The sequence below is a fragment of the Streptomyces sichuanensis genome, from assembly GCF_020328095.1.
GTDB classification, from domain to species: Bacteria; Actinomycetota; Actinomycetes; order Streptomycetales; family Streptomycetaceae; genus Streptomyces; species Streptomyces cinnamoneus.
Window position 1 is genome coordinate 198,574 of sequence record NZ_JAIXMK010000005.1, and the last position, 21,693, is coordinate 220,266.

Annotated in this window: 18 protein-coding genes and 1 riboswitch; of the genes, 6 read left to right on the forward strand and 12 right to left on the reverse strand. The window is 71.3% G+C overall.

Going from position 1 to position 21,693, the window contains the following annotated elements:
- Positions 1-3 precede the first annotated feature (3 nt).
- A complete protein-coding gene (locus LE181_RS04080; protein ID WP_225659595.1) occupies positions 4-789 on the reverse strand; it encodes a FadR/GntR family transcriptional regulator in 786 nt (261 codons plus the stop codon).
- 263 nt (positions 790-1,052) lie between these two features.
- Here LE181_RS04080 and LE181_RS04085 point away from each other — a divergent pair, with 263 nt between their 5' ends.
- Complete coding sequence (locus tag LE181_RS04085; RefSeq protein ID WP_225659597.1) at positions 1,053-2,279, forward strand: acyl-CoA dehydrogenase family protein; 1,227 nt, start codon at positions 1,053-1,055, stop codon at positions 2,277-2,279.
- An 81-nt stretch (positions 2,280-2,360) separates the two neighbouring features.
- On the opposite strand, the gene LE181_RS04090 is transcribed toward LE181_RS04085, so the two are convergent.
- The 5 genes from LE181_RS04090 to LE181_RS04110 all read right to left on the reverse strand — a co-directional run bounded on the left by LE181_RS04090 (position 2,361) and on the right by LE181_RS04110 (position 6,338).
- The gene (locus LE181_RS04090) at positions 2,361-3,440 is read right to left on the reverse strand and encodes a magnesium and cobalt transport protein CorA (RefSeq protein WP_225659598.1); all 1,080 of its coding nucleotides are present in this window, start codon (positions 3,438-3,440) and stop codon (positions 2,361-2,363) included.
- A 317-nt stretch (positions 3,441-3,757) separates the two neighbouring features.
- Positions 3,758-3,940 (reverse strand): 4-oxalocrotonate tautomerase DmpI, encoded by a 183-nt coding sequence (dmpI, locus tag LE181_RS04095; protein ID WP_190108612.1) that lies wholly within the window; start codon positions 3,938-3,940, stop codon positions 3,758-3,760.
- Between the two features lie 114 nt (positions 3,941-4,054).
- Positions 4,055-4,996 (reverse strand): LysR family transcriptional regulator, encoded by a 942-nt coding sequence (locus tag LE181_RS04100; RefSeq protein ID WP_225659600.1) that lies wholly within the window; start codon positions 4,994-4,996, stop codon positions 4,055-4,057.
- A 117-nt stretch (positions 4,997-5,113) separates the two neighbouring features.
- A complete protein-coding gene (locus tag LE181_RS04105) occupies positions 5,114-5,677 on the reverse strand; it encodes a YbaK/EbsC family protein (RefSeq protein ID WP_225659602.1) in 564 nt (187 codons plus the stop codon).
- A gap of 187 nt (positions 5,678-5,864) precedes the next feature.
- Entirely contained in the window at positions 5,865-6,338 is a 474-nt protein-coding gene (locus LE181_RS04110) for an acyl-CoA thioesterase (RefSeq protein ID WP_372458233.1), read from the reverse strand.
- Positions 6,339-6,460: 122 nt separating this feature from the next.
- Positions 6,461-6,683: riboswitch (cobalamin riboswitch) on the reverse strand.
- A gap of 133 nt (positions 6,684-6,816) precedes the next feature.
- Here LE181_RS04110 and LE181_RS04115 point away from each other — a divergent pair.
- Positions 6,817-7,047 carry a hypothetical protein gene (locus LE181_RS04115; protein WP_225659603.1) on the forward strand — a complete coding sequence of 77 codons (231 nt, stop codon included), beginning with the start codon at positions 6,817-6,819 and terminating at the stop codon, positions 7,045-7,047.
- A gap of 95 nt (positions 7,048-7,142) precedes the next feature.
- Here the strand turns inward: LE181_RS04115 and LE181_RS04120 are convergent, their stop codons facing one another.
- Positions 7,143-8,696 (reverse strand): FAD-binding oxidoreductase, encoded by a 1,554-nt coding sequence (locus tag LE181_RS04120; RefSeq protein ID WP_263868395.1) that lies wholly within the window; start codon positions 8,694-8,696, stop codon positions 7,143-7,145.
- 253 nt (positions 8,697-8,949) lie between these two features.
- On the opposite strand from LE181_RS04120, the gene LE181_RS04125 reads away from it, so the two are divergent.
- Both LE181_RS04125 and LE181_RS04130 read left to right on the forward strand, forming a co-directional pair.
- Entirely contained in the window at positions 8,950-10,656 is a 1,707-nt protein-coding gene (locus LE181_RS04125) for an amidohydrolase (RefSeq protein ID WP_225659604.1), read from the forward strand.
- Positions 10,657-10,687: 31 nt separating this feature from the next.
- On the forward strand, positions 10,688-11,692 hold the full coding sequence (locus tag LE181_RS04130; RefSeq protein ID WP_225659606.1) for a helix-turn-helix transcriptional regulator: 1,005 nt from the start codon (positions 10,688-10,690) through the stop codon (positions 11,690-11,692).
- 58 nt (positions 11,693-11,750) lie between these two features.
- Here LE181_RS04130 and LE181_RS04135 read toward each other — a convergent pair whose 3' ends face one another.
- On the reverse strand, positions 11,751-12,425 hold the full coding sequence (locus LE181_RS04135; RefSeq protein WP_225659607.1) for an HAD family hydrolase: 675 nt from the start codon (positions 12,423-12,425) through the stop codon (positions 11,751-11,753).
- Positions 12,426-12,713: 288 nt separating this feature from the next.
- Between LE181_RS04135 and LE181_RS04140 the strand changes: the two genes are divergently transcribed.
- Positions 12,714-16,259, forward strand: a complete 3,546-nt coding sequence (locus LE181_RS04140; RefSeq protein WP_225659609.1) for an NACHT domain-containing protein — start codon at positions 12,714-12,716, stop codon at positions 16,257-16,259.
- Between the two features lie 52 nt (positions 16,260-16,311).
- Here LE181_RS04140 and LE181_RS04145 read toward each other — a convergent pair whose 3' ends face one another.
- From LE181_RS04145 to LE181_RS04155, 3 genes are all read right to left on the reverse strand, one after another.
- Positions 16,312-16,833, reverse strand: a complete 522-nt coding sequence (locus LE181_RS04145; protein WP_225659611.1) for a hypothetical protein — start codon at positions 16,831-16,833, stop codon at positions 16,312-16,314.
- A 163-nt stretch (positions 16,834-16,996) separates the two neighbouring features.
- Entirely contained in the window at positions 16,997-17,752 is a 756-nt protein-coding gene (locus tag LE181_RS04150; protein WP_225659612.1) for an alpha/beta fold hydrolase, read from the reverse strand.
- 30 nt (positions 17,753-17,782) lie between these two features.
- Positions 17,783-18,769: an AraC family transcriptional regulator gene (locus LE181_RS04155; protein ID WP_225659631.1), complete on the reverse strand. Its 987-nt coding sequence runs from the start codon at positions 18,767-18,769 to the stop codon at positions 17,783-17,785.
- 95 nt (positions 18,770-18,864) lie between these two features.
- Between LE181_RS04155 and LE181_RS04160 the strand changes: the two genes are divergently transcribed.
- Complete coding sequence (locus tag LE181_RS04160; protein ID WP_225659613.1) at positions 18,865-19,890, forward strand: zinc-dependent alcohol dehydrogenase family protein; 1,026 nt, start codon at positions 18,865-18,867, stop codon at positions 19,888-19,890.
- Between the two features lie 195 nt (positions 19,891-20,085).
- Here the strand turns inward: LE181_RS04160 and LE181_RS04165 are convergent, their stop codons facing one another.
- On the reverse strand, positions 20,086-21,336 hold the full coding sequence (locus tag LE181_RS04165; RefSeq protein WP_225659614.1) for a phospholipase D-like domain-containing protein: 1,251 nt from the start codon (positions 21,334-21,336) through the stop codon (positions 20,086-20,088).
- Between the last annotated feature and the right edge of the window lie 357 nt (positions 21,337-21,693).

Consider the following 21,693-nt stretch of genomic DNA (forward strand, 5'->3'; position numbering starts at 1 on the left):
TTCTCACCGCGGCGGCTCGTGGGTGTCGGCCCGGTCGGGACGGGCCAGCTCCATCGCCTTGGCGCGGTCCCGCGCTTCCAGGGCGTCGACGAGCGCGGCGCAGTGCGCGTAGCGGTCCTGCAGGGAGCCGCCCGCGTCGGGCCCGGCCAGAGGCAGGAGCGTCGCGAACAGGGAACGCAGCAATGCGTTGGGGCTGACGGCCACCAACCGGCTGCGCAGCCGGTGGTCGGCAGTGGCGAAGGCGGCCGGGTCGCACGCGCTCGCCGCCGAGGCCAGTTTGGGCAGTTCACGTCGCAGGTCGGCGATATCGGCCGGTGAGGCGTGCCAGAGGGCATCCTCGACGAGGAGCGGGCTGAGGGCGTCACGGATGCGCCGGGCCTCCTCGGCGCGCACGCCGTCCGTCGGGTGCGCGTCCAGAGCCAGGACGGAGTTGCCCAGGCGGCGCATGGGTGACTGTTCGGCGGCGAAGAGGCCGCCGCCGGGGCCCGGGCGTACGGTGACGAGCCCGCGGGACTGCAACAGCCGCAGGGTCTCGTTGAAGGTACCGACCGACACCCCGCATGCCGCACGCAGCTCGTCTTTCGTGCCCAGGCGCCGACCCGGCTCCGTCCGTTCGATCATCGCGGCGATCTGCTCGGCCGCGACCTCGGCACGGGAGGCCGCGGTGCGTTCCCATTCGGCGCGCCGCAGGGCGGGCGGCTCGACATCCTCGTGCACCTTGTGCGGCCCCGAGCCGCTGTGTCCGGCCTGCTGGGCCGACTGAGCCTGCCTGTGGTGATGCGCTTGCATTCCGCCCCCTCCATCCATCCTCACCTGTATTGATTATGACGAATACTCTCCCATCCCTTGACGCCTGAGGGAACCCGTCTGCATGATCACCCTAATCATCATGATGAATAGGGGGCGTGATGAAGACGAACGAGACAGCCGTATCCAGTGGGAGTACGGCCACGCCCTGCCGTGGCTGCGCGGCGCGCCGGCCCGACGCGATGGGTTCGCCTGTCCTTCGCCGCCCCTTCCCCTTTCGCCTGTCCGACACCGTGGAGAGAGACATGACCCTCACCAACCCTTCCGTCCAGGCCGCCGCCGCAACCGCCACGGCAGTCCCCGGCCGCGCCGAGCTGGTGGCGCGAGCCACCGCGCTGCAGCCGCTGTTGCGCGAGCACGCCGCCAGGATCGAGGCGGACCGCAAGGTGACCGACGAGGTGATCGACGCCCTGGCCGACGCGGGGCTGTTCAAGCTGACCGTGGCGCGTCGTTTCGGCGGATACGAGACCGACATGCGCACTCTGCTGGACGCGTCGGCCGCGCTCGCGGAGGGCGACGGTTCCACGGGATGGGTGGTGGCCGTGGTCAACACCTGCAACTGGCTGGCCGGCCTGTTTCCCGCCGAGGTCCAGGAGGAGGTCTTCGGCGCCGATGCCGACGCCCGGGTGACCGGTGTCTTCACCCCTGCGGCCGCCGGCAACCACAAGGTCGAGGGCGGCTGGCGGATGTCCGGCCGCTGGTACTACAACTCCGGTGCGTGGCACTCCACATGGGCCGTGCTGGGCATGCCGCTGACCGACGAGAGCGGCGAGGTCGTCGACCAGGCGATGGCCCTGGTGCCGCGTACGGACCTGGAGATGCAGGACGTCTGGCACGTCGCCGGAATGCGCGGCACCGGCAGCAACTGCCTGATCGCCGAGGACGTCTTCGTGCCCGAGCGCCGCGTCATCTCCGTGCCGCGGGCGATCGACGGCGAGCTGCCCGCGGTACACGGGCCGACGGGCCTGTTCCGCTCGCCGCTCTCGCCGCTGCTCGCCCTGGGCCTCGCCGGGCCCCAAGTGGGCATGGCGCGCGCCGCACTGAAGCTGGTCACCGAGAAGGCCGCGACCAAGCCGATCTCGTACACCTACTACGCGACGCAAGCGGAGTCGGTGGCCGTACAGCTCCAGATCGCCGAGGCCGCCCTGCAGATCGACACCGCACAGCTGCATCTCCACCGCGCCGCCGCGGACATCGACGAAGCCGCCGCCCGCGGCGGCGAACTCGACGTCCTGACCCGCGCCCGGGTCCGGGCGGACAGCGGGCACGCCATCAAGAACGCCCTTGAGGCCATCAACACCCTGCTCAACGTGCACGGCGGCGGCGCCTTCGCCGACGCGAATCCGCTGCAGCGGATATGGCGGGACGCGAGCATCGCCGGACGCCACGCGGTCGCCATGCCCGCGGTGAGCATGGAGATCTACGGCAAGGTGCTGCTGGGCGTCGAGGAGCGGATCACACCGTTCGTGTGAACAGGGTCGGCGGACAGGGGCGGTGGGCGCTCGGTGACGGCCGGGCCCGAGGGTGCGTTCTCGGCCCGGTTCGTCACCGCGTCAGCGGGTCCGCCCACGACGACGTTGTCCCTCGCGCGTCCCATGCCGCACTTCGGGGACGCTTCCCATGTCCGGCAGCTGGGGTGCCGGCTGCTGCTGTGGGCGGTGCAGCCAGACGTACAGCAGCAGGCAGGGAAGGAGCAGTCCGACGGCGGTGAGGGAGACGAAGGCCGTGAAACTGCTGATGTGACGGGTCAGCCAGTCGAAGTTCTGCCCGAAGAAGCCGACCACGAAGGACAGCGGGAGGAACACGGTCGCGAGGACGGTGAGCCGTTCCACCGTGGCGCTCTGCCTCAGATTGATCTTGTTCTGCTCGACGGAGATCACTGCGATGTTCGCTTCGAGGACGGTGGCCAGGAGGTCCCGCTGCGCGGCGACCTCCTCGTTGACCAGCAGAAGGTGGTCGTGCACGTCGCGGAAGTACGGCAGGAGTTCGCCTGCCGTCCTGCCCGGCTGCAGTCGTCGGGCAATGACGGCCAGGAGCGGGTGCACGGCGCGGTAGAAGTCGGTGACCTCACGACGCAGGGAGTAGATCCGTTCGGTGGGAGCAACCGCCCCGGAGAACACCGTGGCCTCGATCTGCTCGATGTCGTGTTCGAGTTCCGTGACGACCGGCGCGTATCCGTCGACGACCTGGTCGAGGATCGCCCACAGCGTCGAGCCGCTGCCGGTCCGCAGCAGCTCCGGCCGGCGTTCGAGCCGACTGCGGGCGCCGTGCAGCTCGCTGGCGATGCCCTGACGCACCGTGATCACGAAGTGCTCGGCGAGGAAGACGCTGATCTCACCGGTGTCGACCTCCTCGCGCTCGTCGTCGTAGCGCGCGGTGCGCAGAATGATCAGCTCGGTGCCGTCCTCGTACTGCTCGGCCTTCGGCCGCAGATGGAAGGCCCGGGCGTCCTCCACGGCCAGTTCGTGCAGCCCGAAGCACTCGCGCACCCTGGCCAGCTCCTCGGGGCCCGGCTCGAACATGCCCAGCCAGACGAACCCGCCCTGCGCGCAGCGCGCGGCCGCTTGCTCCAAGGACATCGCACCCTCGTGCTGCCGGCGCCCGTCGCGGTAGTGCGCGCAGTCGACGATCACGGTCTTCCACCTCCCGTCCAGACGGCGTGCTGCACCACCTGGCACCACCTGGTACCCGTCGATGGCACAGCACGCCCCATACGCCTCACAGCACCACATACTCCTACGTCGACGCCATGGTGACGGGACAGTGGGCAGTCGTCGGTGTGCGGCGTGTCTGCTGAGCCGGTTTCCGCCGGACGGTCGTGAGGGCCGATGTCCGCCGTACGGCGGGGGCGGCGTCACGGCCGGCCCCGTGCCCGGCCGTCCCGCTCCCCCTCGGCCCCTGAGATGGCGCCGGCGGGGCCGTGTGGCTGCTCCGGCCCGGCCCCGGCCGCCTACTTGTCGGCGGTGAGCTTGCCCGCCACACCCCAGCTGTCGGTGGGTACCTCGTGGATCCAGACCTGCACGGCCTCGGCCGGAATGTTCAGCGAGTCCACGAACGCGTCGGTGACGCGGGCGACCAGCTCGCGCTTGAGCTCGATGTCGCGGGGACCCTGCTGGATGGTGACGATGGGCATGATGTGCTCCTCGGTGCCGGCGCCCGCACCGGCCGTTCCGGTGCGTTTGGCTGCCGGGAACAGTTCATCGCGCGGGACCGGTGCCGACCCAGACCCGAATCGCTCTCGCAGCGATCACGATTGCTGATCACTGCTGGTCATGGGGCCATTGGGTCGGTCGTTGCGGTCGTCGCCGGTCAGAGCCGTCAGAAGAAGATCGAGCAGCGGGGACGAGGCGCCGGAGCGGACAGCGAGTTCGACGGGCAGCCGCAGCCCGGGGGCGGCGAAGGGGACGAAGGCGACTCTGGGCGCCTGCACGCGCCGGGCGTTGCCCTCGTAGACCACCGTCCACATGGGGGTGCCCGAACCGATCGCGGCGAGGGCGTCCTGGAGGCTGCTGGTGGCCGGGCCGGCAACGGGCGTGAATCCGGCCCGGCGGCAGCCGTCGAGGACGAGGTCGACGAGCGAGGGATGGTTGCGGCGCTCGGTCAGGCACAGCGGCAGTCCGGCGAGGTCGGTGAGCGAGACACCCGGCCGTTCCGCGAGCGGGTGCCGGGCGGGTACGGCCGCCACGAGCTCCTCCTCCCACAGCGGGCGACGAACGGTCTCCGGAGCGCTGCTCCCCTCCGGCCGGGCCCCACGTACGAAGGCGGCGTCGAGCCGTCCGTCGGCGAGCTGGACGAACCGTTCCCGTACCGGGAGCGAGACCAGTTCCACCCGCACGTCCGGGGCGTGGCGGGCGAAGTCGTCGATGAGCCGGTCGAGCCTGTCCCCGAGGCCGGTGACGGTGCCGAGCCGGAAGACACCGCTCCGGCCATGGGCGAGCTGCGCGGCCACCGACCTGGCCGCGCTCTCCGCCGCGAGTACGGACCGTGCGGCGGGCAGAAACGCTTCCCCGGCCGCGGTGAGCCGGACCGTTCGGGGCGTCCGGTCGAAGAGCTGGACTTTCAGCTCCCGTTCCAGCCGCCGTATCTGCTGACTGACGGCGGGCTGACCGATCACCAGCCGCTCCGCCGCCCGCCCGAAGTGCAGTTCCTCTGCGACGGTCACGAAGTAGCGCAGCTGACGCAGCTCCATGGTGCCCCCTGCGGGTTGCTCAGGGGTCTCTTCCGGCCCTCGCCGGCCCCTTCGGATCGATCTTGCCGGAACGCGGGGACCCTTCGGCCCTGCGCACACCGGGACGGGGCTGCTGCGTCACACGGCAAGGCCCTCAAGGACCTCGGCGCCCGGGAGCTGCGCGAGAGCCCGGCCGGGGAGGATCAGTTTGCCGCGGCGGCGGCCGCTGCCGATGAGGACGAACGGTGCGGCGGCGACGGCGGCGTCGATCAGCAGCGGCCAGTCGGCCGGCAGACCGATGGGGGTGATGCCGCCGTACTCCATGCCCGTCGCGCCGACCGCCGTGTCCATGGGGGCGAAGGACGCCTTCCGGGCCCCGAGGCGCTTGCGGACGGTGCTGTTGACGTCCACTCGGGTGGTGGCCAGGGCGAGGCAGGCGGCCAGGGTCGTCCGGTCGCCCCGTTTCGCGGCGACCACCACGCAGTTGGCGGAGACCTCCATCGGGACGTCGTAGGCCGCGCTGAACGCCGCGGTGTCGGCCTGTTCGGGGTCCCCGTCCACGTAGAGCACGGAACGGGCGGCCTCCGGCACGTCCCAGCTCCTGAGCGCGGCGGCCACCGGCTCGGCGAGACGGTCGGGGATGTCCAGGGCCCGGTCGACGGCTTCGAAGGAACCGAACGGGAGAGTGGGGCGATCGCTCATGGACCGACTGTAACGACCGAGAGGGAGGCTCCCGTCCGGGTGTGCCCTTCACCGCTTCCGGCGGTGCGGAGAACGCACCCCGTCCCAGGGCGGAGCCCGGGAGAGCCCCCGTACGTGTACGGCGAGCCCATGGAGCCCCCCGCCGGCGGCTCGTACCGCTCGCCGGCGGGGTCCGTACGGCTGCCGGTCAGCCGCCGCCGTGCCCGGGCCCTTCCTCCACCACCAGGGGCGGTACCGGGCGGGGACGCCCCTCGGCGTCGATGGCGACGAACGTCAGGCGCCCGGTGGCCACCTCGGCCGTCGGGCCCGAGGCGTTCCAGCGTTCGGCGGTCACCCGGACCGCCACCGTCATCGACGTGCGGCCGGCGCGCTCCAGTTCGGCGTGCGCGCCGAGGAGATCGCCGGCACGGACCGGGGCGAGGAACGTCATCCGGTCGACGGACACGGTCACCGCCGGCCCGTCGGCGTGTCGGCCGGCGGCGGCCGCCGCCGCGTCGTCGATCAGTTTCATGACGACACCGCCGTGGATGGTGCCGTAGAGGTTGGTGTCGTGCTCGCTCATGATGTGGGCGAGGGTCACGCGGGACTCTGCCGTGCCCTTGGCGGTACGAACCTGGGTGGCACGGGTACCGGTACCGGTGTCCGGGTGGTCGATCGTCACGTCAACTCTCCTTCGCGAGTCGCGGATCGGCCTCGGTGCACGCGAGGACGCGACGGAACGGCCCGGTCCGCCCGTGCCGTCGCCGACCCGCCCTGGAGGTCACCGAGTGCTCCGCGTGCGACCGCCGCACGCGGGCAGCGGCAGGTCTTCGGACTCGCGGGCACCTCTCGTGGGACACGAGCTGTCTACTGGCCGTCGCTTCCCGGATCCATCGGAGACCCAGTGCTGATGACGGCGGTCGTTCCCGCTCACCGCTGCGGGGCAGTCCCGGATTCACACCGGGTTCCCTCTTGCGACGCACCCCGCCTGGCGGACGGGTGCGAACCGGCTGCATGATCAGCGTAACCGCCGTGATCGGCGCGGCGGCTACGCGGATGGCCCCGGGGGCCCGGCGCGTGCGCCGTCCGGATGCTTCCGGGCGCTCCCGTCCGCCGTGGCCGGGCGAGGCACCACCGTCGCTGACGGGAAAGCTCTCCCCATGTGGTTTTTCTCAAGGAAGAAGAAGGACAAGGGCCGTGGCGGCCACGACGGTGGCACGCATGTCCCGGACGGTGACGAGGGCGGCGAGGGTGGAGACGGTGGTGACTCCGGCTCCGGCTCCGGCTCCGGCGGGCACGGACACGGGCACGGGCACGGCAACGGGCACCACCACGGCGGTGATCAGGGCGGCTCCGGCTGCGGCGGCGGCGCCGGTTGCGGCAGCGGATGAGGAGCCTCGCCCGCCGTCCGGAAGCACCCGCACCGGCGGCGACCGTCAGGCCCTGCGTTCGCGCCCCCGCGCTGAGGGCACCCCTCCGTGAGGCGTCATAGCGCCTGGGGGAAGTCGAAGACGCGCTGCGGATCGTACTGCCGCTTCAGCTTCGCCAGCCGGTCGGCTGCGTCCCCGTAGTACGCCGTGCGCCAGTCCTTCAGGCCCGCATCCGTGTAGTTCTGGTACGCGGCACCGGAGGCATGGCGGCGCATCGCGGCGTGCATCCCGTCGAGCCAGGCGGCCTGTGCCGTGCCCGCGCCGCCCGCCGCCCACGACGTCAGGTACTGCGCCAGCACGCGCGAGCGTCGGTGCACGAAGGCCGTCGCCAGCGGCTGTACGCGGTTGACCGCGCCGCCCAGGGCCGTCAGCTGCACCGAGGCGCCGCCGCCCTTGACCCCGCGCCCGAAACGTTCCAGCTGGTCGAGCAGCGTCTGGGCGCCCGCGGCGTCGAGCCGGCGGTCGAAGAAGTCCGAACGCGCCGCGTACGTCTCGCGCTCCAGCTTTCCGGAAGCCTCGCGACCGGGCGTGGCACCCGGCAGGTGGCACTCTTCGGTGGACTTGTCGCCGCAGCCGGCATAGGCACGGGCGGTGTCGAGGTAGGAGCGGCGCCGCAGCCGGACGGTCCCGATGCCGCTGCTTCCGCCGCTCGCCCTGGCCACCTTGCCGATCAGCTCGTCGTAGGCGTTCTCCAGGTCCTGCTGCGAGCCGACCGAGAACGCGGCGACGGATATCCGGGGGCTGCCGCCCGCCGCGACCGACAGGTCGCAGGCGGACCAGATCTCGTCGGGCCGGCCCGGCCCCCACTCCTGCCACGCCCGCACGACGGCCGCGGCCTTGGACCAGGGGAACGAGACGTAGCCGGTCACCCCTTCGCCCACGGTGCGGGTACGGAAGCGGAGTTCGGTGACGACGCCGAAGTTGCCGTTGCCGGCGCCGCGCAGGGCCCAGAAGAGGTCCGTGTTGCGGGTGGCGTCGCAGTCGACGGTCTTGCCGTCCGCGGTGACGAGCGTCGCACCGGTGAGGCTGTCGCAGGTGAGGCCGTAGGCGCGGGAGAGGACACCGTGCCCGCCGCCCAGGGTGAGCCCGGAGACCCCGACGGTGGGGCAGGAGCCCGCCGGGATGGTCACGCCGTGCGCGGCCAGGCCGGTGTAGACGTCGATGAGCTTGGCGCCGGCGCCTATGACGGCGGTGGACGCGGACGGCGTGCGGACGTTCTTCAGCCGTGAGACGTCGATGACGAGCCGGTCGTTGCCGCTGGACCATCCCGCGTAGCTGTGGCCGCCGTTGCGTATGGAGACGGGTATGGAGAAACGGCGGGCGAAGGCCAGGGCCGCGACGATGTCCGGTGTACCGGCGACGTAGGCGATGGCGGCGGGGCGCAGGGCGTCGAAGCGGGTGTTGTAGAGCTGACGGGCAGCGGTGTAGTCGGCGTCGTCGGGACGCACGAGGCCACCGGCGAGCCCCTTGCCGAGGGCCGCCCAGTCGCTCTTGGCAGCCTTCTGGCCGGCCGCCTCCGCCGTGCCCGTCCTCACCATGCCGCCCCAGGCGGCAGTCGCCGCCAGCCCGGTGCCGCCCGCTGCCAGTAGTGTGCGCCTGCTGATGGCCATGCAGATCCCTGCCCCTTGGTGCCCGTGTGCGTATGCGTGTGCATGTGCGTGGGCGTGTACGCGTGCGTGTGCGCCAGTGCGCCTTGCCGAAATCCCCGTTGATCACTCAGATGACGCGGAGGAGCGGGAGGTTCCCGCCGTCATCGGTCGGATGACCGATGTGCGCGGCCGCCGGCAGGGCGCACTGTGGTGGCGGCCGCCGCGGGGCCCCCACCGCGGCGGCCTGCCATGACAGCTCATGAGGAGGACCGCCTTGCCCGCCACCCCGGCAGATCTCGTCTTCGTCAACGGCTCGGTCCTGACCGTCGACTCCCGCTTCACCGTCGCCTCCGCCCTGGCCGTCACCGACGGCCTCGTCAGCACCGTCGGCGACCGGGCGGCGGTCATGGCGCATGCCGGCCCCGCGACCCGCGTCGTCGACCTCGACGGCGGAACCCTCCTCCCCGGCATCAACGACTCCCACCTGCACGGTTGTGCCTTCGGGCTGACGAAGCCCCCGCTGTCCGTCGACGTCGCCCACCCCGCCGTACGGTCGATGGCCGACGTGGCCGAGGCCGTGCGGAAGGCGGCCGAACGGACCCCGGCAGGGGAGTGGATCACCGGCTACGGGTGGGACGCCGGATATCTCGCCGAATGCGTCGCCGGCCCCTCCCGGCAGCCCACCCGCCAGGACCTCGACGCCGTCAGCCCGGACCACCCCGTCCTGTTGTACTCCGCCACCGGCCACGCCACCTGGGTCAACTCCGCTGCACTCGCGCGGGCCGGAGTGGACCGCAACACCCCGCCCCCGCCCGGTTCGGTCATCGTCACCGACGCGGCGGGAGAGCCCACCGGCCTCCTCTACGAGGGCGCCCAGGACCTCGTCCACCGGGCTCTGCCCACCCTCTCCCCGGAGGTGCGGGCCGACGCGATCAGGGCCACTCTGCGCGACCTGGCCCGGCTCGGCATCACCAGCTACACCGAGCCCGGCCTCGGCCCCGGCGGAGACGCCCTGATGCGCGGCGCCCTCGCCCACAGCACGCTCGACGTCTACCGGCGCCTGCTGGCCGACGACGAACTGACCGCGCGCGTCAGCGTGCTGCTCCTGCCCACCGGCATGACGAGCACGGCCGAGGACTTCGTCCGGGTGCTGACCGCCATGGACGAGGCCCCGTCCACCGATCCCCGCCGCCTGAACGTCGTCGGCGTCAAGCTGTTCGCCGACGGCATCCCGGTCAACAGGACGTCCTGGATGCACGAGCCGTACGTCGGCGGCGGCTGCGGTTCCCTGTGCGTCGGCGGGGACACCGACGAGGCACGCGTCGAACAGATCGCGGAGATGATCCGGCACACGCACGCCGCCGGACACCAGGCCGGCGTCCACGTGACCGGGGACCGGGCCATCGACACGGTCGTCGACGCCTTCGCCGCCGCGGCCGCCGCCCATCCCCGGCCCGACGCCCGGCACTACGTCATCCACGGCGACTTCCTCAGCGCCCGCAGCATGCGCAAACTGGCCGCGCACGGGTTCGGCGTCAACATGAACCCGACCATCAAGTGGACCATCGCCGACATGGAGGAGGAGTTCGTCGGCCCGGAAAGGGCCGCGTACGAATGGCCCTACCGGGACGCGATCGACGCCGGCGTCACCGTCACCAGCGGCTCCGACGCGCCCGTCACCCTCCCCGACTGGCGGCAGGGCGTTTCCACGATGATGCTGCGCGAGTCCAAGGCCAGTGGCCGCGTCAGCGGCCCCGACCAGCGCATCCGGCTCGCGGAGGCCATCCGCACCTACACCGTCGACGCGGCCTGGCAGGACTTCGCCGAGGAGTGGAAGGGATCGCTGGAGGTGGGCAAGGTCGCCGACCTGTGCGTCGTCGCCGGGGACCTGCTGACGGCCGACCCGCGCGACATCCCGGGCATGCCCGTGGTGTTCACCGCCGTCGGCGGCGACGTCGTGCACGACGAACTCGCCGTTTGACCCCTTACCACCAGATGATCATGCTGAACGGATGACAGCGAACCAGAGCACGACGGACGTGCTGAGCGCCGCCCTGAACGTCCGGGAGGCCGCGCGCCACGCCGTCAACGGCACCGGCGGCGCGGACACCGTCCTCACCGCGCTGTCCGCGGTGATCGACTACGACCACGCCTCGCTGTCCCGGTGGGATCCGCTGCGCGGCCGCCACCTGACGCTGGCCGGCAGCTACCCGGCCGGCGCCACCCGGTACATCGAGAACCGGCTCCACGACGACCCCGGCTTCTCGCTCATCCGGCACTCGGCGGACACCACGCGCTGGTGGCACGACGTGCCCGGACCGGTGCGGCGCACCTCCACCGGGTTCCACGAGGTCCTCGAACCCCTGGGCGTCGAGGACGGCGTGGCCCAGTGCCTGTTCGCCGCCGACGGCAGGTACGTGGGCATCCTCAACGTCAGCACCACACGCGCCCGCTGCGACCAGCCGGCCGTGCGGGCCGTGATGACCCTGCTGGGGGAGTGCCTGGCGGCCGTCACCGACCCGCTGCTCGGCCCCCGCTCCTCCGGCGGCCCCGCCCGGAACGGCGACGCCGCGGGCAGCTCCTGTGCGGTGCTCGTGCCGCAGGACGAGGACGGCACCCCCGTCGTGATGAGCGGCGAGCCGCTGCCCGGTCTCACCGATGCAGGCTCGCCGTTGGTGGCCCTGCTGCGGCGGACGGCCGCCCGGCAGGGGGGACCGGCAACCGTCCTGGTCCCGTACCGGCAACGGACCCTCGAACTGCACCTGACCCGCCAGGACGCGGGAACGGTCGTGGTGTGCCGCACCGTCGCCCGCCCCTCCGCCCTCTCCCCGCGGGAACTGGAAGTCCTGGCGGAACTCACCCAGGGCCGGACCAACCGGCAGATCGCCGACCGCCTCTTCCTCAGCCCACGTACGGTCGCCACCCACATCGAGCACATCCTCGCCAAGCTCGGCGTCCCCAACCGCGCGGCCGCGGCGGGGCGTGCGGTCGCCTGGGGCCTTGAGCCGGCCTCCTGACCGCTGCGGAATGCGGATCCGGAATGCGGAGCGTTCCGGTACGGGTGGCAAGGGCGGGTCAGTGGGCGGCTTCCCGTCCGAGTTCTCCGGCCCACGCCACCAGTTCGGGTTCGGCCAGGCTCGTGCCCAGCCAGTCGTGGTCGAGGTCGGTTCCGGGGAGGGAGGGCACGACGGCCACGTAGAGACCGGCAGCGCGAGCGGAGGCGATGCCCGTGGCCGAGTCCTCGAAGGCGACCGAATGCCGGGGAGCCACGCCGAGTGCCGCGCACGCCGTGAGGTAGAGGTCCGGCGCGGGCTTGGGGGAGTGCACTTCGTCGGCTGCGAACGAGGAGGGGAAGTAGTCGGCCAGGCCGGCCGATCGCAGTGCCGTGTCCAGGAGTTCCCGGGGGCTGTTGCTGGCGACGGCTATGGGGACGGCCGCCCGGCACGCGCGAACCAGCTCGGCGGCCCCGGGGAGCGCCTCGGCACCCCTGGCCAGTTCGTCGCGGACTCTTTCGAGGAGTTCGGCGGCGATGTCCGCACCGGCTCCGGGCCGCCCGAAGTGGTGGGCCATGGCTTCCCCGGCGTCTTCCACGGTACGGCCGATGACCAGGGCCTTCTGCGCGGGACCGAAGGGCTGTCCGTGCTCTGCGAAGATCGCCGTTTCCACCACGGTCCAGCAGTCTTCGGTGTTGACCAGAAGGCCGTCGCAGTCGAAGACCACGGCCTCCGTGCCGGCGGGGAGTGAGCGCATGAGTGTTCCCTTTCGACCGGACGATGTACAGGTTGCCCGCCCGGCGGCTGTGCACGTCCGAGCAGGTGATCATGAACGGTCACCCTAGGCCGGGCGTCAGGGAACTTCTATATTCTTGCCCGTAATCGGGCAGGAAATCCCCGATTCAGTGCCCCGGGCCGCCGCCCCCGTCGCCGACCGGGTTGCGCCGACCCAGTCCCGTGGTTCGATGGAAACGGACCGTATGACGTCCGCGCTCCCCTTCTCTTTACCTTCCCTTTGCCGAGACACCCGGAGGGAGGAGGGGCGATGACGAAGGTGGTCCGGCGCCCGCCCGGCAAGGAGCGGCCGGGCAAGGTTCCCGTGGCGGGGCTGCGGCTGCGCCGGGCGGCGGCCCGCGGTCGGTGTGCGGTGCAGTCGTTCCGGCATGGTCTGACGCTCCGCCGGGAGGTGGGCCGGGACAGCACCCGGCCCGCGAAGTGGCGTCGGTGGGGTTCCTACACCAGCTTCGCGCGGACGTTGTCCGTGGCGGCCGGCCTGCTCGTCCTCGCCTGGTGCGCCGAGGGCCTCTACGGCGTCTTCCACGGCACGACCGCGTTCGAGAAGTGGATGACGCGGACCACGGGGCTGGACGCCATCCTGCGCTTCGTGGGGCCCGTCCTCACCGCCGGAGCCGCCGCCACCGTCTTCCTGTTCGTCTGGTACGGATACACGAAGCAGCGGTACCTCGCCAAAGCACGCAGAAGCCCCCGCACCCTGGTCCCCACGGCCGGGCCGAACACCGGCCAGGTCGTCGGGCGCCAGGAGATCGCCCAGGTCATCGCCGAGCGGCTGCGGGACCGCGCCACGCGCCGGCCGTATCTGCTGGTCGGCGGGGTGGGCACCGGGAAGACCGCGGTGATGGTGCAGCTCACCGAACTGCTGGCCCGGCAGGGCGCCGTGCCCGTGCCCGTCCGTCTGCGGGACGCCGCCGGACAGGCCGACCTGAACTTCGAGCAGATGGCCAAGCGGCGCTTCGCCGAGGAGGCCCCGCAGGGCATCCTCGCCCGCAGCAAGAACGACAAGGTCTGGCAGCAGCTGCTCGCGGACGACAAACCGGTCGTCATCGCCGACGGGCTGGAGGAGGCCCTCCTGGACGAACAGCTCCAGGACGACCGGGACAACATCATCCGCCGTGCGATCGACCGCGCGTACGAGGAGAAACTGCCCCTGGTCATCGCCTCGCGACCGCACAGCCCCCTCGAAGGGACCCGCGCCGCGATCATCGAACTGGAGCCGTTGAGCGAGGAGGCGGCGCTCCACTTCGTGGAGGCGCAGGCCCCCGAGGCCGACGAGCGCCGTCTCGACTGGATCGTCGAGACGGCGGAGGTGACCGAGTCGCCGCTCTACCTGCAGATCGCGCGCGAACTCCACGACCACGGCGTGCTCGAACGCGACCGTCCGCAGACCGACCGCCGGCGGCTCGACACCCGCAGCTGGGACCGCTCCACGCTGCGGTTGTGGCTGCTGGAGACCTGGGAACGGGCGTTGACGGAAGGGCGGCTGCGCCAGGAGGTGGTCCTGTCGCCGCAGGACCGCCGCGACACGATCGAGGTCGTCTCCGCGCTCGCCTGCGTGGGGCTGCTCCAGGACAAGCTGGAGGTCGGCTTCGCGGACCTGCTGGGGGAACAGGTCCGCCCCACCCCGGTGCACCGGGCCGGCGCCGAGGCCGGACGCCTGTGGAAGCGGGTCCACGACTTCGACCCGACCGGCAGACGGGGAAACGCCCTGTCCGAGTGGCACCGCGAGCAGATCTGGAGCTCGCTGTGCGGGCGGGTCAGCAGTGAGGAAAGACGGTCGCTGCTGGGCGGGACCGTCGGTCAGCGCCAGGCCGCGCTCGCCCGGTGCGTGGCCAACGCGGACGCGCTGCGGCTGGTCGAGGGCTTCGAGAAGAAGGTGCGCTTCCCGCACAGCATCCTCCAGGTGTACTTCGGCTTCCGCGCGCTCCACGACCTCGGGGAGGCCCGCGCGAACGAACTGGTCGACCAGGCCCTGCAACCGCCCGGCCCCGGCCGGGAGCTGCTCATCGCCCTGGTGCTGCTCTCCCGCCGGTGCGCGGCCGAGGCGGTGGCACCCGAAGCCGGCGTCACGGCGGCGGTGAAGAAGGACCTCCGGCAGCGGTACCGGCGTTTGACGCTGAACGGCCGGCCCCTGGCCCTGCGGCTGTGCCGCGCAGCCGGCCGGCGCACGGACCCCAAGGCCCTGGACATCTACGCGGCCGCCCTGGAGATCGAGAGCGTGGCGGAGCGGCCGGAGTACCTGGACGCGATCACGAGCACGCTCGTGGAGCGCTGGCACGACGTCAAGGGCGACGCCCGGACGCTCGACGAGGCGAAGCTCGGCTGCGTGAAGCAGCTCGGCGCGGCCTTGCGCACGGCAGCCGACAGGACCGACACCACGCCGCTGTACACGAAGCTCTTCAAACTCGGCATCACCGAGACCTCGTACTCCATCCGCATGGCCGTTTCCCAGGAGTTCGGGAACGGCGGGGACCCGGCGTTCGCGGTGATCCGCCCGTGGATCCACGACATCAACCGGGACCCGATGGAGGAGTACGCCCGCCGGATCGACGCCGCCGACGAGGTGCAGAGGCGGCGCTTCGACGCGTGGGCTGCCGACCTGCAGAAGGCGGCGGGGACGGAGGGCTCGTCCCGGGCGGCGCACGAGGAGCGCGTGGCCCGGCTCTACCGTGCGCGGCACGTCATCGTCCAGGAATACCGGCAACAGCGGGTGGACATGTGGCGGGAGTTCGTCATGCGGGCCTGGGCGCTCCCGATGCTCCTGGGTTCTGTGAGCGACGGGCTGCGGGACGAGGCCCGCAACCGCCTCGCGCTGTGGCTGCGGCATCTCGACCCGAAGTACACCGACGGCAGGCCCGACCTGCCGCTGTCCCTGGAGAACGCCCTGGCGCAGGGTTTCAAGTACGCGGCCAACCGCCGCATGAGGCATCCGTTCACGTATCCGGGCGGCCGGGCGGACCTCATCCGGCAGGCGGAGACCATGCTCCGGCAGACCCGGTGCTGGTACGCGCAGATGTGCCTGCTCCACGCCCTGTGCCTGTGGCAGCTGCCGGACACCGCTGCCCGCCACAAGGGCCTCGCCGGTGAGACGCGCCCCACGACGGCGGTGCAGAGCGTGGAGCGGTGGCTGTCCATGGCCGGTACGAACCACACCCCCACCGCCCTGGCGGCGGTCGACGGCAGCGCGCCGCGCCAGCCCCTGCACCCGTTCCTCGCGGAGGCGGGCGATCTGGCGGCGCTGGCCCTGGAGACCAGGAGGCCGGAGCGGTTCATGTGGATCGACGAGAAGGGCGTCGCCGACACCATCGGCTCCCGCAGCAGCGGCCGGCCACGCTACCGGAAGCACAATCTGTGGATCCCGCCCTCGACCGGCTGGAGCGCCCTGGACGCGCGTGCCCAGCGGCTCGTCGCCGAGGTGCTCGTCCTGCTCAACCTCATCGAGCGCGACGGGCATCCGGACGAGGTCGAGGACCGCCTGGCCGCCTCCAGCAGACCGGGCACGGGCCTGCCTCCCTGCATGACGACCGACCGCACCCCGCTGCACCCGGAACTGACCGCCGGCTCCTCGGGCCCGCCGGCGCCGGGTACCACCTGCCTGCCCAGCTGCGTCTTCCAGTTCTGCCCGTACCCACCGCGCGGCACCCGGCCCCGCTCCGAGATCCGCGAGCCCTTCTGCCGCCAGCAGCAGGCCCTGCTCCGTCGGCGGGTCCGCAGAAGGACCCCCGACTGGGCGGGCATGCGCGCTCCCGAACTCCACGGCTTCTGGGAGACCATGGCCCACCGACTGCGCGGCTGAGCAAGAGTGATTCTGCTGAGCCCCGCGGGCTCAGCAGAATCGGTGTGCGTGTTTACGTCACGTTCTCGGCGCCCGACCGGACGACGCCTCCGCGCCATTCGGATCCGTCCCAGACGTACACATGGGCTCGCGTTTCGTAGAAGCCCGCCCCGCAAGACGACGCCCCGCCGTAGTCGAATACCCAGCCGGGTCCGTAGGGGCCGCCGAGGTCGCCACCGCTGACGCCGGTGGGACCGTACTTCCAGTCGGTGCTCCGGCACTTCGTCCAGCTGGACCCGTTCCACTTCCACACCTCGACCTGCACCGCCGCCGCCGTGGGCGACGTATTGGTCAAGCCTGCACCGCATCCCCCGCTCCGCGCGTAGACGTTGCCGTACGCGAGGTTGCCGGAAAAGACTCCGGGGCGGACGTGATCGATTCCTGCGTCGCCTTGCACGCACAGGCCGGCGCCGTTGTACACGGTGGCATTACGGACCCAGGTCCATGCGTAGGCGGGCTGATTCCAGATCACTGCGAAAAGCAGTGCGACGATTCCGGACAGCGCACATTTCAGGGCTAGGCGAGACTTTGCCATGATCTCTCCAGTCGTTGAGCCTGGGCCCGCCTGCAGTACAAAAAGGAAGGGGCGGGCCGCTGATTTGAGGAGCGATTCGGCATCACCAGCAGTGTCAGCTGACCGGATCGGTTACTGCAACCGGGGGAGGCGCGGGCCGCGCCTCCGGCGGCGCGTTGGGCGGTCAGGTGCGGAGGAACGCCTCCAGGGCGGTGGCGAAGGCCACCGGGATTTCGTACATCGGGTAGTGGCCCGAGTTGGCCATGACCTCCAGCTCGGCCTGCGGGTAATGGGCCAGCCAGGTGCCGCGCATCGCCTCGGCGGTCAGAGCGAGGTCGTGCTCGCCGACGAATACCTTCACCGAGAGGGAGCTGCCGGCCACCTTGGCCGCGAAGTCCTGGGTGGTCCACTCGGCCAGGTAGGAGGCGAAGGCTTCCGGCCGGGAGACGGCCACGGAACGGGCCGTCATCGCGTCCAGCCACCGGCCACACGCCCGGTGCCCGGTGACCATGTCGAGGATGGCCCGCCGGTTGGCCGGGCTCTGCGCCGCGCCGTGGAAGAGGTCGTACGCGTCGCCCTCCAGCGGGTAGGCACTCGCCGGAACCGGCGTCACCCCGACCAGCTTGCGCACCCGGCGCGGCGCCTCGGCCAGAATGCGCTGTGCCGCCTTGCCGCCCATCGAGTGCCCGACCACGGAGAAGGTGTCCCAGCCCAGGTGGTCGGCGAGAGCGAGCGCGTCCGCGGCGATCTCGGCGAGGGTGAACTCGCCCGCCACGTCCCGCCGGTCGCCATAGCCGCGGTAGTCGAGGAAGGCGTAGCCGAAGGCATCCGGGTCCAGATGGTCGAGGAACTGGCCCCAGGCGGCGCTGGTGCCGAACCAGTCATGCAGGACCAGGACCTTGTGCGCGCCGGTGCCGATGGTGCGGTGGCTGATGGTCATACGGGCTCCCGTCGGGTGGAGTGACGGCCGTTACTTTCCCCACCGGGGCGGCACTACTCCGCTCCACGCACCGGCTTCGCTCACCACTGCCCGTGCGCCAGGACCGCCCTGCTTGCGGTACTGGCCGGGTGCCACCCCGTACTCCCGCTTGAATGCCTTGGCGAAGGCGAACTCCGAGGCGTACCCCGTGCGTTCGGCGACGGTCCGCAGTGGGTCGTCGGCCTTCCGCAGGAGCGTGCCGGCCGTCGTCATGCGCCACCAGGTGAGATAGGCCAACGGCGGCTGGCCGACCAGGGCAGTGAACCGGCGGGCGAACGCCGCGCGGGACAGGCCGGCAAGGGCACCGAGCTCCTCGACCGTCCAGGGCCTGGCGGGTGCCTCGTGGATGGCGTGCAGGGCGGTGTTGACGGCCGGATCGCTCAGGGCCGCCGCCCATCCCGTCGGCCCCTCCGGACGCTCGGCCAGCCACCAGGTGCGCAGCAGATACAGCAACAGCGTGTCGAGGAGCGCGGGCACGACGGCATCGGAGCCGGGCTGGGGGTCGGACAGTTCGGCCCCGAGCAGATCCACGGCGGAGCGCAGCCGGTCGTGGGCACCCACGCGGGCCGGGATGTGGATGAAGGGCGGCAGGTCGGTGAGCAGTGGATGCGCCCGCGCCTTGTCGAGCCGGTAGGCGCCGCACAGCATGAGGGTGTCGTCGCCGTGGACGGGCCCGCGGTGCCGGAGCGTGGGCCAGGAGCCGTCCGGCTTCAGGACGGCGTCCTCCAAGGGGCTTTCGGGCCGGTCGGCGAGCCCGTGGCCGTACCCGTGGGCCAGGAAGACGACGTCGCCGGGGCCCATCCGGACGGGATCGGCGTCCCCGGGCGGCAGCAGCCAGGCCGACCCCTGCAGCACCACGTGGAACCCGGCGCCGTCGGACTCCGGGAAACGCACGCCCCAGGGCGCGTGCTTGACCGCGCGCGAGGAGTGGGGGCGTCCGGTGCGCATGGCGGCGATCGCATCGCTCAGTACGTCCATGGCGGCACCGTACAGCAGATCATCAAGACGATCGGACATGAAGGGGAGCGTCAGCGACATGGATCGTCTCCCGTCGGGTGCGTACGGTCGTCTCCATGACAACTTCCTCTGCACACACCGCAGTCACCGGCGCCACCGTCACCAAGGCCGTTCTCTTCCACGAGCTCGGCGGCCCCGAGGTCCTCAAGGTCGAGGACGTGGCACTGGCCGGCCCCGGCCCCGGCGAGGTGCTCTTCCGCGTCGAGGCCATCGGCCTCAACCGCGCCGAAGCCCTCTTCCGCTCGGGCACCTACTACTACCAGCCGACGCTGCCCGGCTCCCGGCTCGGCTACGAGGCGGCTGGCGTGGTCGAGGCGGTGGGAGAGGGCGTGAGCGCCTTCGCGCCCGGCGACGCGGTGATGGCCGCGGCCAACTTCGACTTCGGAGTCCACGGGGTGTACGGCGAGCGGGTCGTCCTGCCCCAGGAGTCGGTCGTGCGCAGGCCCGCCGGAGTGGACGCGGAGACGTCCGCGGCGGTGTGGCTGACGTATTCGACGGCGTACGGCGGCATGGTGGAGACGGGCGGGCTGGCCCCCGGCGACCACGTAGTGATCACGGGCGCGTCCAGCGGCGTCGGGACGGCCGCGATCCAGACGGCCCTGCGGGTGGGCGCGATCCCGATCGCCACCACACGCGGCGAGGCCAAGCGGCAGCAGTTGCTGGAGCTCGGCGCGGCCCACGTGATCAACACCGATACCGAGGACCTGGTGAAGGAGGTCCGGCGGATCACCGCCGGCCAGGGCGCCCGGCTCGGCTTCGACGCGGTGGGCGGCCCCGGCTTCGCGACCCTCGGCGACGCGCTCGTGCGGGGCGGCACGTCGGTCATCTACGGCACACTGGACCGGCGCCCCGTCGAGCTCTCGCTGAACTGGCCGCTCACCGTTCACGCCTACTCCAACGGAGCCCTCACCCGCGACGAGTCCTACCGCCACCGCGCCGCCGCCTTCATCGGCACGGGCCTGGAGAGCGGCACACTGGCACCCGTCGTCGCGGAGACCTTCGACGGCCTGGAGCGGATCGTGGACGCCCACCGCCTGATGGAGTCCAACACCCACACTGGCAAGATCGTGGTGAAGGTGTGAACCCGGCCGGGAAGCCGGTGCCGGCACGCCACGGCTGATCCCGAACTTCGGCGCTTGTGCAGACGCCGAGATTCCGTGCTTCGAACGGCCGCTTCGGAGCTGATGCGAACACACTCCGCCGAGCGGACGAACAACGCACCACCCGAAGGGCTACGGCCGTCCCCCCGGTCACGGCCGTAGCCCGGTATCGGGCGGTCACTGCGTGGGCTCGATGGCCTCTTCTGCGCCGTCAGGGTCAGTGGCGGGCGCGGCGTCCGGCCCGGGCTCCCAGTGGTTGCATTCGCCGTGGAGGTAGTCGAACCGCTTCTGGTACGCCGCGGTCACCGGGTGGTTCCGTAACGCGAGAATGGCCTCGTCGTTCTGGCGCAGTCCCCGATTCGTGAGGTTCTGGCTGCCCACGTACAGGGTGGTCTGCGACCCCTGCCGGACGATGAAGAACTTCTCGTGCACCGGGATTCCGCCGGCCGGTGTATGGCCGCAGTGACGGACGGGTATGACACGGTCCAGGATCGGCACCCCGGGCATCGAACCGTCACCGGTGACGATCCTGACCTGGCACCCCCGCGTACGTGCGGCGGACACCAGTGCGTCCACCACACCCCGCCGCGCGATCCTGAAGTTGGCCAGGTCGATGCGCGTCCGCCCGGAGGGCGCGCACGTGGTGTTGCGCAGAACGTCGGCGATGGGATCGTTGCTCGAACTGCTCGGCTTACCGCCGGACTCCTTGCGGGGGAACGTGTAAATGCGATGGGCGCCCGCCGGGAAGGTTTTCCCGTAGTCGTTGTTGACCTTTTGGTCCTTCCCGTAGCGCATGAGGTCGTTGAAGTACGTGAGGTAGCCCTGGTACAGGCCCGCGTGACTGACGGTGAGGGCACTCTCGTACGCCCTGTAGTGATCGAGGTTCGCGGAGGAGACGTAGAGCACGTTCCGCGCGGTCTTTCCTCCCCGTAGTTTCACCTGGGATATCGTCATGAACTTGTTGTGCATGACCGGTCGTTCGTTGAGCGGCTTTGCTTCGATGCGGTTGCTCATGCAGCCGCGGACCGGCTCCTTGCCCGAGCGCCGCGGATCACATTCCACGACCTTGGCCGACGGAATCGCCTTGAGACCCTTGTAGTACTGGTTCGTGGGATGCACCATGGCGCCGTCGACCACGACGCGCACGTGCACTCCCCGCTTCGCCGCGCCGCGGAGGGCGGTGACGATCTCCGGCCGGTCGAAGTAGTAGAGGGTGAGCGAGAGCGTCGCTCCGGGCGATGCCGCGTCGATGAGCCGTTGCACGTGCTTGACGACACCGGCGTGTGCATCACGGTCGGACTTCTTGCTGAACCAGGTGTAGTCCCGTACCTCGGCAGAGGATATGGGGACCGCCGCGGAGGCCGCGTCGCTCGTCCCGGTGGGCGTGGCGGCCGCGGCCGGCACGGCAGACAGGGAAACCACTGCCATGGAGGCAGCGGCCAAGGCGCCACTGCCGATTTTCTTTGTTCTACGATGCTTCATCGGCCTTCCTCAACTCGGAGTCCCCGGCCGGCATCGCTCCCGATGCAGACTCGTTCACATGACGCGGGAGACAGCCTTATTCGGGAATTCGGGGCCTTATGTACTTCGTGCTGCCGTGATAGTGGCGAGCCTCGAACACACCGTCAATGTGGTGGGCCGGCCTCCGACCGTTGCTCCCGATGTCCCGGCTGGTGAGAGCGTTGTCCGGGACAGTCCCGAACGGGGCGCACAAGCGATACGGCACGCGTCCAGCGCGTCCGGCCGCCGCGGAATCCGACCGGTTTCCCGGGGTGGCGCCGTGGG